13 protein-coding genes and 2 pseudogenes are annotated in these 16,043 nt (G+C 38.7%); 8 read left to right on the forward strand and 7 right to left on the reverse strand.

The features are described 5' to 3' along the window. Positions 1-2 precede the first annotated feature (2 nt). From AACU25_RS30415 to AACU25_RS30425, 3 genes are all read left to right on the forward strand, one after another. A complete protein-coding gene (locus tag AACU25_RS30415; protein WP_096582060.1) occupies positions 3-539 on the forward strand; it encodes a YdcF family protein in 537 nt (178 codons plus the stop codon). 70 nt (positions 540-609) lie between these two features. Continuing rightward, on the forward strand, positions 610-4,521 hold the full coding sequence (locus AACU25_RS30420) for an NACHT domain-containing protein (RefSeq protein ID WP_096582062.1): 3,912 nt from the start codon (positions 610-612) through the stop codon (positions 4,519-4,521). A gap of 22 nt (positions 4,522-4,543) precedes the next feature. Next, positions 4,544-5,005, forward strand: a complete 462-nt coding sequence (locus tag AACU25_RS30425) for a hypothetical protein (RefSeq protein WP_096582064.1) — start codon at positions 4,544-4,546, stop codon at positions 5,003-5,005. Positions 5,006-5,054: 49 nt separating this feature from the next. Here the strand turns inward: AACU25_RS30425 and AACU25_RS30430 are convergent, their stop codons facing one another. The 6 genes and pseudogenes from AACU25_RS30430 to AACU25_RS30455 form a co-directional block, all read right to left on the reverse strand. Then, positions 5,055-5,495 (reverse strand): nucleoside 2-deoxyribosyltransferase domain-containing protein, encoded by a 441-nt coding sequence (locus tag AACU25_RS30430; RefSeq protein WP_096582066.1) that lies wholly within the window; start codon positions 5,493-5,495, stop codon positions 5,055-5,057. Between the two features lie 372 nt (positions 5,496-5,867). Then, positions 5,868-6,056: a hypothetical protein gene (locus AACU25_RS30435; RefSeq protein ID WP_339382123.1), complete on the reverse strand. Its 189-nt coding sequence runs from the start codon at positions 6,054-6,056 to the stop codon at positions 5,868-5,870. A gap of 342 nt (positions 6,057-6,398) precedes the next feature. Further along, positions 6,399-7,541, reverse strand: coding sequence for an IS4 family transposase (locus AACU25_RS30440; RefSeq protein WP_096584298.1), 1,143 nt, complete (start codon positions 7,539-7,541; stop codon positions 6,399-6,401). Between the two features lie 202 nt (positions 7,542-7,743). After that, positions 7,744-8,118 (reverse strand): annotated as a pseudogene (locus AACU25_RS30445) (IS4 family transposase); the annotation flags it as partial. Between the two features lie 169 nt (positions 8,119-8,287). Continuing rightward, complete coding sequence (locus tag AACU25_RS30450) at positions 8,288-8,614, reverse strand: hypothetical protein (RefSeq protein ID WP_190445642.1); 327 nt, start codon at positions 8,612-8,614, stop codon at positions 8,288-8,290. Positions 8,615-9,159: 545 nt separating this feature from the next. After that, positions 9,160-9,669: a pentapeptide repeat-containing protein gene (locus tag AACU25_RS30455; RefSeq protein WP_096582070.1), complete on the reverse strand. Its 510-nt coding sequence runs from the start codon at positions 9,667-9,669 to the stop codon at positions 9,160-9,162. A gap of 14 nt (positions 9,670-9,683) precedes the next feature. Here AACU25_RS30455 and AACU25_RS30460 point away from each other — a divergent pair, with 14 nt between their 5' ends. The 4 genes and pseudogenes from AACU25_RS30460 (at position 9,684) to AACU25_RS30475 (ending at position 14,047) form a co-directional block, all read left to right on the forward strand. Continuing rightward, positions 9,684-10,166, forward strand: coding sequence for a YraN family protein (locus tag AACU25_RS30460; RefSeq protein ID WP_096582072.1), 483 nt, complete (start codon positions 9,684-9,686; stop codon positions 10,164-10,166). Positions 10,167-10,297: 131 nt separating this feature from the next. Next, positions 10,298-10,690, forward strand: a pseudogene (locus AACU25_RS30465) (RNA-guided endonuclease TnpB family protein); the annotation flags it as partial. Between the two features lie 607 nt (positions 10,691-11,297). Beyond that, on the forward strand, positions 11,298-13,052 hold the full coding sequence (gene ltrA / locus AACU25_RS30470; protein WP_096582074.1) for a group II intron reverse transcriptase/maturase: 1,755 nt from the start codon (positions 11,298-11,300) through the stop codon (positions 13,050-13,052). Between the two features lie 26 nt (positions 13,053-13,078). Beyond that, the gene (locus tag AACU25_RS30475; protein ID WP_321206597.1) at positions 13,079-14,047 is read left to right on the forward strand and encodes an RNA-guided endonuclease InsQ/TnpB family protein; all 969 of its coding nucleotides are present in this window, start codon (positions 13,079-13,081) and stop codon (positions 14,045-14,047) included. 51 nt (positions 14,048-14,098) lie between these two features. Here AACU25_RS30475 and AACU25_RS30480 read toward each other — a convergent pair whose 3' ends face one another. Next, positions 14,099-14,488, reverse strand: a complete 390-nt coding sequence (locus AACU25_RS30480; RefSeq protein ID WP_096582076.1) for a hypothetical protein — start codon at positions 14,486-14,488, stop codon at positions 14,099-14,101. A gap of 241 nt (positions 14,489-14,729) precedes the next feature. Here AACU25_RS30480 and queA point away from each other — a divergent pair, with 241 nt between their 5' ends. After that, entirely contained in the window at positions 14,730-15,884 is a 1,155-nt protein-coding gene (gene queA / locus AACU25_RS30485; RefSeq protein ID WP_096582078.1) for a tRNA preQ1(34) S-adenosylmethionine ribosyltransferase-isomerase QueA, read from the forward strand. Positions 15,885-16,043: the final 159 nt, after the last annotated feature.

Here is a 16,043-nt window from a genome sequence, read left to right on the forward strand (position 1 = left end):
ACATGAAATTAGGAATTGTTTGTGGATACGGTACTGATTTAAATAACGATATAGAAGGATATTTAAACTCTGTATTAGAGTTTTCTATAAATAATAATATAAATAAATTAATACTTACTGGAGGTATAACTCAGAAATCATCTAAAATTTCGGAAGCAAGTTTGATGCATCAAATACTTGAAGGTCTAAATCTAGATTTAGAAATTGTGTTGGAGGAAGAATCTATTACCACATTACATAACCTACTGTATTCTAAAAAAATTATTAATACTTTTGATGAAAAAATAGAAAAACTATATATTTTCTGTGATGCCGTGAGAATATTTAAAGTTTTTTGTCTTTCAAAAATTATTTTTAACAATTATTCAGTTGAAACTATTTACTTTCAACGTAAGGAAAATTTCCTGATTTATTGTATGCAAATACCATCGACTATAATTCAAGCTTTAGGTGTTATATTTCCAGAATTGGAAAAAATAATTATAACTAGCCGTCAACAATGGAATGAATTGATGGATAGCTATAAACAAAGCAAGTAATTTTTATGGATTTGCCAATCAATGCTTAATCCTGGTTATACCCCACTCAAAGTATTCATCAGCTACAGCTATGACTCGCCGGAACATAAAGACCAAGTTTTACGATTGGCGAACCAATTGTTTGGGTAATCAAGTTAACAGTCTTGAGGATTTGAAGCATGACGATCAACTTCATTTGAGTACGGATTTACTATATGCTATTAAGTCGGTTGCTAACAAAGAACGAGTAATATTGCTTGTAGACCAGTTGGATGCTGTTTCAGAATTACTAGATAGACAGCCAGGGCGATTAAACGTTTTACTAAATCTCATCCAATCACTTGCTGGAACTAAGAATATCCATATTGTAGCCACTTGTCGTGAATTTGAATTTCGCCACGGCAGCCAGTTTTCTCGACTTGAAGGTTTTGAGCAACTATATTTGAGTTTACCAACATGGGAAAAAATTTCTCCTGTGTTGCAAGATGAGGGACATCTGCCTGATTTCATGGGTGAACCCTTACGTGAACTACTGCAAAACCCTCAAAACTTAAAGATATTCCTTCAAGTTGCCCAACCGGGCGAAGTATTTAATTCTTCCCAAAAATTACTGGATAGATTGTGGGAAACTAAAATTCTCAATCAACCAAATGCACAAAAGTACGTTGCCTTTCTAGAAAAAATCGCGCAACGCATGAAAGATGAAGAGGCGCTGTGGTTGCCAACTTCGGTCGCTGATGATTGTCCAGAAATACGCCAAGAACTTCAGCAAGCAAACATTTTGATGCTTAACCGAGGTAATTCAACCTTTGGTTTTTGCCATCAAACTTATTACGACCATACCCTAGCCCGTGCTTTTGCCCGTGGTTCTCAGAGTTTGGCTGACTTGGTGCTGGAACGTCAAAATGGTTTATTTGTCAGACCTATTCTTTTAAGAAGCCTTAATTATCTACGCGGTAATGCCCCTAAAGAGTATCAACAGCAACTACAAATTTTGTTGAAAAATGCGGAAGTAAATAATTGCCCACTCAAAAATAAAATAGCCCAGTTAGCTCTTAATAACTTAAACCATTTACCCAGCAAAATTCAACTTTGGGCTTTGGATAGTTTGCGATCGCTGCAACTAATTTACGTGCGAACCCATATTTACACCCTATTAATTGAGTTTGTTGGTTCGCAACAAAACCCCGAACAAATTGAAGCAGAACTTCTAATTCCCTTGCTTAACTTAGAAACAGAAACACCAAAAGTTTTAGACGCGATGATTGGTAGTCCAGGTTGGTTCAGGATTTTACGCGATCGCCCTGAATTTAGACAGTGGTTAGAAAAACCACTAACCGAAGCGTCTTATTGCCTTCCTATTTTAATTGCTGCAACTAACTTTGCAACCGATAATGTATGGAATCTTATTGAAGAGTATTGGTTGAACGATACCACATACGATGCATTAAGTATGCAGATTCTACTCAACTTTCAACAGTGGAATCCAGAAAGGGTGTGGCAAACTCAGCAAATTATTCGACGTTGGAATTTGGATATGTACAGCGTATCCACAATTGCAGACAAGGTAGCTGAAACTTTACCTCAACTAGCACCAATAATTATACGTGCCCATTTAGATTATAGACTGGAACAAGCTATAGCAGAAAGCAACAAACCAATACCAGAGTTACCAGCAGATGCTGACGGTGCACAAAGATACCTTCATGCATCTAAATACAATCCTATAAATTACTTTAAAAATTTACTTGAAGGTGGAAGTGATTTTGACGATATCGACACACTTGCAAAAGCGAATCCCAAATATTTTTTAGATGCTATTTGGTCTTGGTTTACTGATGTAACAAATAGAATTATAGACAAAGAAAACTTGATAATGAATAGATATAGCGATGACTGCATTAACAGTCTAGATTTTGATACTAGTGAAATTATACAAGCGATATTATCAGCTATTTTAGAATTAGCAAACCATGACATACAAGGGTTTTTAATTTTTGTTAATCAGAATGAACAATCAGAATCACTTCTTATCCACTGTTTATTAGCCCGTGGGCTAGTACAGATAGCGATTCAAGAACCGCAGGCAGTTTTGGATTACTTACTCGGAGATTCCAGACGCTTGAATTTAGGAAATATGAGAAACTCTTATAAAGAAACAAAACAATTAATATTAGCAGTTTGTCCACATCTTCAACCTCAAGAAATAGCTCGTATTGAACAAGCAATTCGTACATATAATCATTACACAATTGAACACGAATTATCTGCTGATTTACGCTTCAGTTTTTTGCAATATAATCGTCAATATAGACTAAAACTATTACTTGCTTTTCCTGAAGAATATTTGAGTGTAGAAGCAAAGCGATGGCGGGATGAAGAAATACGTGCTTTTCCTTGGGTCGTTAATGAAAAAGACGACGATTACCATACAATTGCACAACTAGTGGGTTCACCTATGAATGTCGAGGAAATGACTCGTGCATCTGACCAACATTTATTAAACTTATTTGATGAATTGGCAGATATTACAGAAGAAGATTATTGGAAGCGTCAACGAGACTTATCTCGTGCTGGGGGTGCATCTTCGCAAGCTTATGAGTTTGGCAAGCTAGTTAAAGACGATCCAGAACGTTTTTTCCGCATTCTTCCACAACTTCAGCCACAGCGTCATGAAAGTTATGCAGGTCATCCAATTAGAGAGCTTGCAGAAAGCGATTTTTCAGTAAATAATTTAATGGAGTTAGTAGTAAATCTTGAACAACGTGGATTTGTTTCGGAAGATTTTCGTTCTGATATTGCATCTGCTTTAGATAAAATTGCTGAACGCAACCAAGGTCTTCCACAATCAATTCTCTCATTACTGGAAAATTGGCTATCGACACATTCAAAGCCTGAGTTAAAGTATTATCAAAGTCAAGAAAAAACGTCGCACAAACTAGAATTATCAATTGTTTTTAACACCAGGACTTCGCATACTTTGCCTAATGGTAGAGGTTCTATTGTACGAGCGATCGCTGCTGGCTACCTTAAGCAAAATCCCCCTGATTTACAAAACTGGGCAAGGTTAATTAAATCTAGGTTAGAGATAGAGCCACACCCAGCTGTTTGGGTGGATATTTTGACACATATGCCACCTTTATTAAATGGCGCTCGCACTCAAGCCACCCAAATTTTTGATACAGTGATTCGCAAGTACCCCGAAGTATTGGATTATCAATGGGCGCTTTACTTTATATCTCACACAATAGGGTGGTTTGAGCCAAAAGAAACGGTTCAAGGTTGGTTAGAGATGCTTTGGGCAAATGGCTCAAATTTTTGCCGTCAAGCATATGGAGAATTGCTGTTTATCCATTATTTTCAATATCAAGATAAGTGGTCAGTAGCAAAAATCGACTATCATCTTGCTCATCATGAGGACGAGGCAGTTTTGGGTGGATTAGCTCACGTAGCCAGCCATATGTGGGTTCAAAGAAGATGCAGAACGAAAGCAGCAGAAATTCTCTACAATCTTGCCTTATCTAACAATGAGGCAATTCAAAGCACAGTAGCAAACGTCTTTTTCCAAAGCCGTGAGCATTTCGAGCTAGATTCTGGAATGCGCTTACTAATTCAAGCAGTGTGTAAAAGCAAACAATTACTGCTAAAAGCCGCCTCAGATATTATTGATATTATCGAAAACAATAGTTTTGTTGATACAGAGCCTCAACTAGTGTCTGAAATTTGCCAAAGCTTACTAAGTAAGTTGGGTAAGGAACTAGACAATCCCACAAGACCTTTAGTTTTTGCAGCAGACAGTCTCACAACACTTGCTATTCAGTTACATAGACAGAATAAATACCGAGAAGTTGGTCTCCAAATATTTGAACAGCTACTTAGGTTAAATTTGAGAGAAACCCGAGCAGCACTTGAGATGCTTGACAGAAAACCTAATAGGTTAAGCTTTTATCAAGAACCCAGAAGAAGACGGCGTAGACGGCAAATTCAATCTGGTAGCAATTAGGTGTAGGTAGTAGGTGAGTTTAATGAATAACGAAAATTTAGTACACAAAAATCGGGATTACCTGATTAAGCAAAGTGAAATGCTACAAACAATCATTGGCAGAATGGCTAGCAATTCACTCACAATTAAACAATTGGGGTTAACAATATGGACAACATTAATGGGATTTGGATTTGCTAACAAAAACAAATCTTTATTTCTATTGGCACTTTTATCATTTGCTATACTTGGCTTTTTTGATGCTTATTACCTATACCTAGAAAAGCGGTTTCGTCGTAATTTTAATCGTTTAACAGAATTAATATGTGGTTTAAATGAGGACAAAGAGGAACTTATAAAGCATGTTCAAGGGAACTTCTTAGTATTAGAAAAAATTAAGTTGGCACAGGTTTTTAATCAATATTTAAGTGCTCTTTTATCTTGGGCAAACCTTCCTTATATTGTTGTATTTAGTGCCACTTTGGTAATTCTAATAATTAATTAGTTGCTGCATTTAATACTATTATTAAAGTAATCATTGTAATTAAGTGCAACTAAAATTTATAAACTTGGTTTGCTAATTCTTCTAAAGAATAAACAATTTGAATCTCAGGACGCACCAAAAAAGTTTGAATTTCTACATCTTCTCTTCTAGCGTAGTTAGGATGAATTCCCACAAATAAAGGTTTATTAGTCATTGACCAAGCACCCAATTCATAGAGAACTATTGGACACAGAGTTTCACATGGAAACCAAAAAAGAATTGCTGTGGCAAGTCGCAAATGCCTAAACTCCCATGCTATCTGCTGTTGAGAAGCACTTGAGTCATGAATGGGAAAATTAGCTTGTCGAGGATTTAAGATTATCCAAGGTGATGGTTTTAATAATTCCACTATTTGTGATTGCCAATCTGGACAACCTGTAATTCCACCAGCAAAAAATATAGCTTTTCCTTCGCCATCAAATTCTGAGGGTGCTTCAATATATTTAGTCATATTTGTTTTTTTAGTTACTTCAATTACATGCTTCCAGTATATTTGCTCCAAATCCTACCTGAGTAATTTTAGCTCACTTTCCAACTATTTCAAGCAATAAAATAATAGCATTGAATGCAAAGTTCACACTCCGCCTAGAGCACCGATTCAGTAATCGCAGAACAAAAGAAAAATCAGCCCAAAGTGAATTGAATAATGGGTAAGAAAGCAGAGTAAAGACTTACCAGATAATACTTATAGCAACAAACAAGCTTGAGGGATATTTAATGAAATCTCAATAATCGGCATAACCTCAATAGATGTAAATTCAGTTAATCAATGTGCATCAGCAACAGCGTCTCCTAAATCAATCAAAACCGCATAAAATAACTATCAAGTAGCCCACACTTGTAACTTCACGCCAATAGAACCAGTCCACAAATAAGATAACCCTAAAAAGCGTTTAACAGTGTACTCTAATCGTTTAAAATATTCTAGTTGTGCCTGTTTATCCTTGTATTCTATAGGTTTTGGCTTTCCTTCAACATATCGACGCATCCGATGCCAACTCATGGAAAGCATTTTAATTATTCTCTTAATTGTTTTGGAACTGACTGCAAATTCCCATTCTTATTTTCCCTTCTGTATTACCTGTTTTAATTGTCTTTGTTCTGCTTTCGTCCACTGTCCAATTTTTTCTTTTTGTGATGAATTAAATTTAGGTTTACATCCTCTTCTCAGTTTGTTATACTGAGCGGAATCAATGACTCTTTTACGTGCGGACAGTGGGACAGACCCACTGGGAGAGTTGGCTATCCACTCATTTTGTAAGGATTAGTTTCATCTTGTTAACACTCAGCTTCTACAAGCTGATATTTAATATGAGAAAAATAATGATTACAGTCTGAGGGGGCGACATGAATGCTAAAACGTAGACAAAATAAGCTCCATAGCCCTCATACCTCGTAAATAATACTCGAGCTTATTGCGATGTAATATCATTAATTTTTGAACAATACACCAACAATTATCTATAAAACTTACCCAGGTTTGACTATATAAACCGACATAAAAACTGCTATGCCTCCTAGTCACTCGTCCATATTCTTTGATTCTAGCAACATATTTTTGTACACCAATACGCTTAATTTTTTGCCCTTGAAAAGTGGACATACTATAAGCAAAAGATATGATTAATATCAAAGATATCAAACGATTACCCGAAACATTCGTATCTTCTAAGTTGTAACCACCACTTTTAAAATCTCGAAACATTTCTTCGATGTCGAAACGTTTTTTATAAGCATTAATAGCCGAGGTAATATCGGTTAAATTCGTTAAGATAAACCACCCTTCTTTTGTTGACCATCCTTTGAGCTTTCGCTTCCATTTAGCAGCTATGTTGAAACCTGGAACCTTTTGACTTTTTGTGACCTTAATATTTTGTAAAAATAAAGAAACCCCCGCTTTTAAACCTAAGCTATCAAGGGAGTGCCAAATTCCATCCTTATATTGAATAAATTCACTCTTTTTTAATCTCAAACAAAACTGTACTTTTTGCTGAGAAAGCCAGTTAGCCAATTTTACAGAACAAAATTCTCTGTCACCTAATACAACAGTCTGATATTTATTGAATAATGGTAGTACTTGAGAAAATATTTTTGATTGCTCATCAAAATTGCTATTTCCCAATCTGGATAAAAATTCCCAATATATTGGGATAGCCCTTTGGTCATAAATTAAACTAATCATCATCAAATTGTTTCGCTGCCATTTAGTTCTATCGATTACTAAATAAATTCTTTGATTTTCCGAAAATTTTTGATTTAACCATGTTTCTATTATCGGAAACCAAATTGATTGTATATTCAGGATTGGTAATGATAAGAATCTTTGAATTTTCTTGCGCCTGCTTTCAAAGAATATTGGTATCGCTAAGGCATTTGCTATTTTTTCTAGGCTGACTTCTTTAATATCTTGTAGTACATTAATCAGCAGATTTAAAAACAAGAATTGAGCCTCAGATAGTTGATTTTCTAAGTTCGTTTGATACAATGGAGGTAACATTTTCAATAGATAGGTCTTCTTGACAATGATTGACCTATCTTTTTCTACCATAATTCTGCCAAACCTTTATACCATCTGCAATGTAGGCTGTATGTCGCCCCCTCAGGATTACAGTACAAGTGTTTGAAAATAAAACTAGAAAAACACTGAAAAATCTAAAAGTCTATATAGATACACCTTAGGGTGGAGGTCTAAAAGTTATTTATACCAACCATGCTTGACACCCTTGCATTGCTTCTATCCAATTGAAACCATATAAACCTATCCAGAAATTACTGTGACGTTTCTCAGTTCTATTTTTTTCTTCTTGGCGACAAATATATGATTCTTGTTTTTGAAATTTAGTTCTTTGCCCATGTAACCAAGCACTAGTCATTGCTAAAGCAATTAAGAAAATTAAACGAACAAGTCTATCAGGGCTGGCTTGAGAACTTTCCAAATTGTAACCCCCTGTTTTACAATCTTTGAACATCGCCTCAATCCCAAAACGTTGAGCATATATTTTGAGGGCGGTGTTTAAGTCAGGTAAATTAGTTAATAAGTACCAAGCTTCTTTGTTTTGTTTACCCCTATACTTCCTTTTCCAATAAACAGCTAAATTGAAGCAACCAAAACCTTTTTTTGAGTAACTTTAACATCGGTATAAAAGGAGCGAACACCCGGATAAATCTCAATGCTACTTAAAGGCTAAAATTTCTGTCTTTTCTGACGAAAAGTAGTATCCTTTTTTTGACGAAATACAAAACTCAGGTTCTGCTTGTGAAGCCAATGCCTAGTTCCAAACTGTGAAATTCTCTATCCCCAATAATTACTAGTTTGTACTTTTTTAATAACCGAATTACTGGGCGTAATAGTTTTTGCTGTTCTTCTAAGTTACTGCAACCATCTTTCTCTAACAGACACCAATATATAGGCCAAGCTCTTTTTTGGTAAATTACACTCACCATCAACACATTATTTTCCTTCCACTGTGTTCTATCCATCGCAATGGTTAACTGCGACCCTACTTTAAAGTGTTGGTTAATTAGGGCTTCAATGATGGGAAACCACAACAATACTACACTTCTTCGCATCCAATGTTAAAAACCTTTGTATATGCCGTCTACGGCTGTTTTGTTGTATTGGTAGAGGTAAGGTTGCTGCTAATCTTTCTATCTTCACTTGTTTCTGATTTTGTAGCAACCACACCAACATCTTTAGGGTGATTAACTGTGCTTTATTTAAGTATTTTTCGCTCGAAGTTTTGGTAGAATGATGCCAGCATTATTATGACGGTCTTAATCAAATTACGAGACCGTTCTTTTTTACCATTAAACTGTACACTACAGGTAGCTGCTTAATAACTGTACAGTTATGCTCAATAAGCACCCACATTTTTCAAGGGGTCTGTGCCTCTCAAAACTTTATCTGGCTTGGTTTAGGGGCGATGGTCGCCCCTTGAACTCCTACACCCCAAAACTCGAAACATACATTGAACTTACTACAAAAAGGAACTCAGGGCTGCCGTCTGCAGCCCTGAGTTCCTCTCCCATATAATGATTATCATTCTTATAAATTGGGGATTTTATTTCTTGGAAGTCCCTTGCAGCAAATGGCCTGAAAGATTTTTTCTGAACTACTAAGGACAAAACAAACTATCTCGTGTCTCTCTTCCTGTAATGGGATTAGTACCCTTTGCAACTTGACATAATTTTTTCTGCTCATCTGGACGCAGCAACACATCCGTAAAATCTGCGCCATCAATAATCGCCCCATCAAACTTAGCATTGGCTGCAAAAGCGCCTTCTAGAACTGCATTAGTCAAATTTGCTTTGATAAAACGAGCTGAATCTAAAGTAGCATTGCTGAGATCTGCTCCCTCAAAATTCGCCGATTCTAAATTAGCCGCAAAGAAGCTAACACCATTCAAGTTTGCACCAGAAAAGTTGCTTTTTTTGAGATTAGCTTTCGTAAAACTAGAATCTGTTAAATCTCGTCCAGAAAAATCAGCTTCTGTCAAAATTTCTTTGTTGTATTCTAGTGCCAAAGCTGTAGGTACAAAACCAATAATTGCGGTAATAGCAACTACTCCCCCCAGCAATACACAGAGTATACTTGTGCAAATCCTAATACTTAATTTTTTATTCATCATATTTTTAACCAATGGTGAATCCTCCTCCATTCCATTATCCCGACATTGGTGACGTAGGTGAAGGCCTAGTAGCACAATGGCTACAATCTACAGGTTGGTTAATTTTGCATCGGCGATTTTTGTGCCGTTGGGGAGAAATCGATATTATTGCTCAATCTCATGACAGTCCCACTCCAAACTCCACCTTGGCATTTGTAGAAGTCAAAACTCGTAGCCCTGGTAACTGGGATATGGGGGGAAGAAGCGCCATCACTGCTAAAAAGCAAACAAAACTTTGGCGGACTGCGGAGATATTCTTAGCTCAACACCCAGACAAAGCCGATTATCCTTGTAGGTTTGATGTGGCAATTGTTTATTGCCAAAAAATACGCAAAAACTTCCATGAACTGACATCTCACTCTCAAGTCTTAGCTAGTTCTGTAGTTGCGGGTTATCAGTTCCAACTCCAAGACTATATTCCTGCTGCTTTCGATTCTGTGAATGATAACGCGTAATTGGTCACTAGCAATAGATATGATATCTAAATTACTAATGACCAATTACTAAAAAACTGGGTCTAAAGCCCCGTGCTTCTAGCAAGGCTTTGATTAAGTTATAATATTTGCGTAGGAGTTTTCCACGTAAAATGATTGTTTTAGAATTCAAAGCCAAAGGGAAAACAACTCAATATACTGCTATTGATGAGGCAATTAGAACCTCTCAATTTGTCCGTAACAAAGCTATCCGTTTTTGGATGGATAACAGAGGCGTAGGACAAAAAGAACTATATCGCCTAAGTAAGTTATTGAGAAGTGAATTCCCATTTGTAAAAGCTTTGAATTCCAGTGCTTGTCAAGCCTCTATTGAACGGGCGTATAGCTCTATTGCTCGTTTCTACGACAACTGTAAAAAGTCTGTTACAGGTAAAAAAGCGGAAAACGCGGTCTTGGGGTCTCCCCAAGTAAAGCGATTTTCCAAGACAGGTTATCCCAAGTTCAAGAAAAATTCCCGCTCAGTGGAATATAAAACATCTGGGTGGGTGCGATTCGTTTCCTCGAAAAATGGAGAATATAAATTCAAAATGTGCGAGGAGCAAGAGTTCAATCTCTCGTATTGATTGAATAAAAACTCTTGATAACTTAATGACCATGAGGGTGTAAGTCCCTCACCATAGGCGCAATGGTTAAAGCGCTTCCCCCATTTTGTGAATTAGCAAACCGCAAGATGAAGCGGGGAAGTTAAATAGGGGTAAACAGTAGCCTATACTGCCACTCCCCTTAGCAGGAATCCATGAGTAACGTAAGTGAAGATGTGTCTGAACCATCGTTAAAGTTAACCAGTGAAATAAGGCTGACACACTGGGAGTCCTAAAAAGGCAGAGGTAGGGAGTTAGAATCTCCAGCCGTTCCTAACAAGCGTTTCCCATACCCTCGGTGGAAAGCATCACTCTAAAGATTCAACCAATGGTCATTAGGAACGAAGTAATTCTTATACATCTCTCAGGAATGGTCGATGCCTGAGTAGGTAGCTAGCTAAATGATGTGTAAGAAAAGGATTGAATCAGAAGCTAAAGCCTCACCTAACAGTGAGGATATGCTGACAGATTCACGATTGTTTGGCAGGAATAGGAACAATTAGTAGTAAATATGTCTAATACAGAGTCAAACATGACGACTGTGGAATGGAAAGATATTCCTTGGCGTAAAATCGAGAGAATAGTTTTTAAGCTACAAAAGCGCATATTCCAAGCTTCTCAACGTGGAGATGTCCAGGCAGTCCGCAGACTTCAGAAAACCTTGATTAATTCTTGGTCGGCTAAGGTATTAGCCGTGCGTCGGGTAACTCAGGATAACCAGGGAAAGAAAACCGCCGGAGTTGACGGGGTTAAGAGTTTAACTCCCAAGCAAAGAATGGAACTTGTCAACCGACTGAGGTTAAACCGAAAAGCAAAACCAACAAGAAGGGTTTGGATTCCCAAACCCGGAAGGGAGGAAAAGCGCCCATTAGGAATACCCACAATGCACGATAGAGCCACCCAAGCTCTAGTAAAAGCTGCCTTAGAGCCTGAATGGGAGGCAAAATTCGAGCCTAACAGCTACGGATTCCGCCCCGGAAGGTCATGTCACGATGCAATCGGAGCAATCTTCAACGCGATTAGGTATAAGCCAAAATACGTGCTAGACGCTGACATCGCCCAGTGCTTCGACCAAATAAATCATGACAAACTGCTATCAAAACTCAATACATCCCCCACCATCAAACGCCAAATCAAGGCATGGTTAAAAGCGGGGGTGATTGATTGGAGCAATAATGCCAATAGGCAAAAAGGCTACAATCCCACATCAGAAGGCACTCCACAAGGAGGAGTTATTTCTCCACTACTTGCTAATATTGCTCTACACGGCATGGAAAATCGGGTAAAGCAGTATGCAACTACCTTGCCTTGTAGACCTGGGTATGGGAAAAAGGTAAATTCAATGAGCCTTAGCCTCATACGATACGCCGATGACTTCGTAATTTTACACGAAGATTTAGCGGTAGTACAAAAGTGCCAACAAATCATAGCAGATTGGCTAAGTGACATTGGCTTGGAACTAAAGTCTAGTAAAACAAGGATATCTCACACACTCACCGAACATTCGGGAAATGTGGGATTTGATTTCCTTGGGTTCAGCGTCAGACAATTCCCAGTAGGAAAGTACCAAACCGGAAAATCTACCAACAAAGAACCACTAGGATTTAAGACCATAATCACCCCCTCAAAGAAAAGCGTGAAGGCACACTGCGAGAAAATAGCAACCATCATCAAAGAGCATAAAGCAGCCCCACAAGCAGCATTAATCTCAAGACTTAACCCCGTCATTCGGGGATGGTGCAATTACTTCTCCACAGTCGCAAGTCAAGAAACATTTGATAAGCTAAATCACATCACCTTCAAACAACTTTGGGCATGGGCAAAACGTCGATGCAAAAAGGACAGCAATGCTCGCAAATACTGGAGAGAAATCGAAGGCAGAAAGTGGACATTCGCTGCACCTGATGGCTTAAAGCTAGCTGAACACCCGGATACACAAATCACAAGACACACAAAGGTGAACGGCAATCAAAGCCCTTACGACGGAGATTGGGTCTACTGGAGTCAAAGGTTAAGGAATTATCCTGAAACCCCTAAAACATTATCCGAACTGCTGAAAAAGCAAAAGGGTAAATGTTCACATTGCGGTCTGTATTTCACCTCAGATAGCTTGCTGGAAATACATCACCAAGATAAAAATCGCAAAAACAACAAGCGAACTAATCTGATAGTCATACATAGACATTGCCATGACATTTTACACGCTATGTGGGAACCAAAAGAATGGGAAATAAGAAGTGATGACTCTTATCAACCCATCCCCTAACCCAAATTTGGGAATAAGAAGTACACATGACAAGTGCCAAACAACCGAGGAGCCGTGTGCGGGAAAACTCGCACGCACGGTTTTGTAAGAGAGGGAGGGGAAGCGATTTCCCTCTCGACTCTACCTCACTTTCTAAGACTAGAAAACAGATAAACTTCACCGACAAAAAGGGTATTGGCAAGCTCAAACTTAAAGGAACGTGGGATTTAAATTTCTACCAATTAGAGCAGATAAAACGGGTAAGATTAGTACATCGTGCTGATGGCTACTATGTCCAATTTCTGATTAGCGCGGACAACAAAGTAGAATCTCCACCGACTGGTAAAACTATTGGTTTGGATGTTGGGCTTAAAGAGTTCTATACTGACAGTGATGGACACAGTAAACCTAACCCAAGATTTTATCGCATAGGAGAAAAGCGTCTAAAGTTTAGGCAAAGACGTGTATCCTGCAAAAACAAAGGCTCTATCAACCGTAAGAAAGCTATTAATAAATTAGGTCGAGTACATCTCAAAATAAGTAGGCAACGTGAAGAACACGCTAAGAGACTGGCGCGTTGCGTAATCCAATCTCACGATTTAGTAGCCTATGAAGATTTGAGGATTAAGAACTTAGTTAAAAATCATTGTCTCGCCAAATCTATTAATGATGTTGGTTGGTATCAATTCAGGAAATGGTTAGAGTATTTTGGGGTGAAGTTTGGCAGAATAACTGTTGCGGTCAATCCTGCCTACACTTCTCAAGAATGCTCTAACTGTGGCGCAGTAGTCAAAAAGTCTTTATCAAGCAGAACTCATGTCTGTGAATGCTCCTTTGTGATGGATAGAGATTGGAATGCAGCGATCAATATTCTGAAATTAGCCTTGAGTACTGTAGGGCATACAGGAACTTGGATATTAGATCCGAACGCTTCAGGAGATTCGACCTCTACTCATGCTGGAGAAATCTTGTACGGGCAAGTTGAGTCTACGAATGAAGAATCTCCGCACTTATAGGGCGGAGAGTGTCAATAAATTATTCTCTATCAATGTAACAACCAAAGGCGATTACGCTAATGTTTCGGGACAATAGCCCAATCCCCGAACGAACTGTTGCCGAAATGCTTCAATTTCCTCTCTTTCTGGGCTACCATGCGAGACTATTGCTACTTGGTAGCGACGCATTACGTCTACAGGGCACTGTCCTGCTTCCAAACTCCAAAGTGCCATTTGTACCCGCATTGGTGGTTCGTAGCTGATTCCTAATTCGTTCATAAAAGCTCGAAAATCACCATCAACCTGGGGTGAAACTTGACCTTTTAGTTTTATCCTAACCACCCAGCCATCTATTTGATGGATGACAGTAACGAACGAAACAGGCATCTGGGGTCTGCCGTGCAGGTATTGAACGACCCTCAGAGTTAGACTGGCATTTGCCAGGTAATACAAGTATTCCATGTTGGTGCTTGGGATCAAAGCCAATCCTACATTTCTATATTCGTAATAATTCCCAGTTCCCGGTAGGGTAGAAGCCCCCGTTTTTAGATAGGGAGGTTTACCCAATTTTCAATTAAGTGTGTCCGTATTACCTAATAGTATCAATTAGAAATTCATGGCATAAAATCGAGCCGCGATCGCCTAGAGTTGTGATGAGCAAGGAAAGCTCAAACAGGCTTAATTAAAGGCAGAATGAAATTCAATGGAGCAACAATTAACACCAGCAGCTTTGACCCCAAACTCAAATAATGATGTAGTAAATACGGAATTAGACCGTTCATTATCTGCGTATGATTACGAACTACCAACCGAACTGATTGCCCAAAATCCGGCTATTCCCAGAGATAGCTCTCGGCTACTGGTAGTTAATTCCCGAAGTATACATCATATTTTTCACGACCTGCCACATTTATTAAAAGAAGGCGATTTGTTGGTGATGAATAATACCAGTGTAATTCCAGCGCGACTGTATGGACGGAAAGCCACTGGTGCGGAAATTGAGGTGTTATTGTTGGAAGAACGCCAGTATAACTGTTGGTTAGCCTTAGTCAAGCCAGGTAAGCGCTTCAAAGTTGGCTCAAAGATCATTTTTGAACCAAGGGGAGCTTTTAAGCAAGGGAGCAAGGGAGCAGGGGGAGATGAAAAAGTTAATTCCTCTTTATCCCTCACAGCTACAGTTTTAGAAACAGATCCCGCAACTGGGGGACGGCTATTGCAATTTGATGTGCCAGGGGGAGTGCCTTTGGTGCAATTATTAGATGTATTTGGAGAAGTCCCTTTACCACCCTACATCACAGCCTCCGAAGCGACTGACGAACAGTATCAAACTGTGTATGCCCAACATCCAGGCGCGATCGCAGCACCAACAGCCGGGCTACACTTTACCCCTGAGTTACTAGAAAAGTTGCGCGATCGCGGCATTAATCAAGCTTTCATCACATTACACGTGGGAGTAGGTACATTTCGCCCTGTAGAAGTAGAAGATGTCACTACCCACCAGATGCATGAAGAATGGATAGAAGTGCCCGCCGCTACAGTAGAGCAAATTCGCGCCACAAAAGCAGCAGGTGGTAGGGTAATTGCGGTAGGTACAACAGCAGTCAGATCCTTAGAAGGAGCGGCTCAATCTGGAGAATTACAACCATTCTGTGGCAAAACAAATCTTTTTATCTATCCCGGATACCAATGGCGGGTAGTAGATGGTCTAATTACTAATTTTCACCTGCCACGCTCCAGTTTATTAATGCTAGTGAGTGCTTTAATTGGTAGAGAAAGATTACTCAATATCTACCAAGAAGCGATCGCTGCTCGATATCGTTTCTATTCCTTCGGTGATGCCATGTTAATTTTGCCATGACTTAAGAGGCAGGGGGCAGGGAGATGAGGGAGATGAGGGAGATGGGGAAACACCAAACACCCCATTACCCATTCCCATTACCCCTTCCCCATTCCCCATCCCCCATTCCCCAAATACATCACTACTGTAAAAACTTTATTTTTGACTTTTAATTTTTCA

Source organism: Tolypothrix tenuis PCC 7101, assembly GCF_963874875.1.
Lineage (GTDB): Bacteria > Cyanobacteriota > Cyanobacteriia > Cyanobacteriales > Nostocaceae > Aulosira > Aulosira tenue.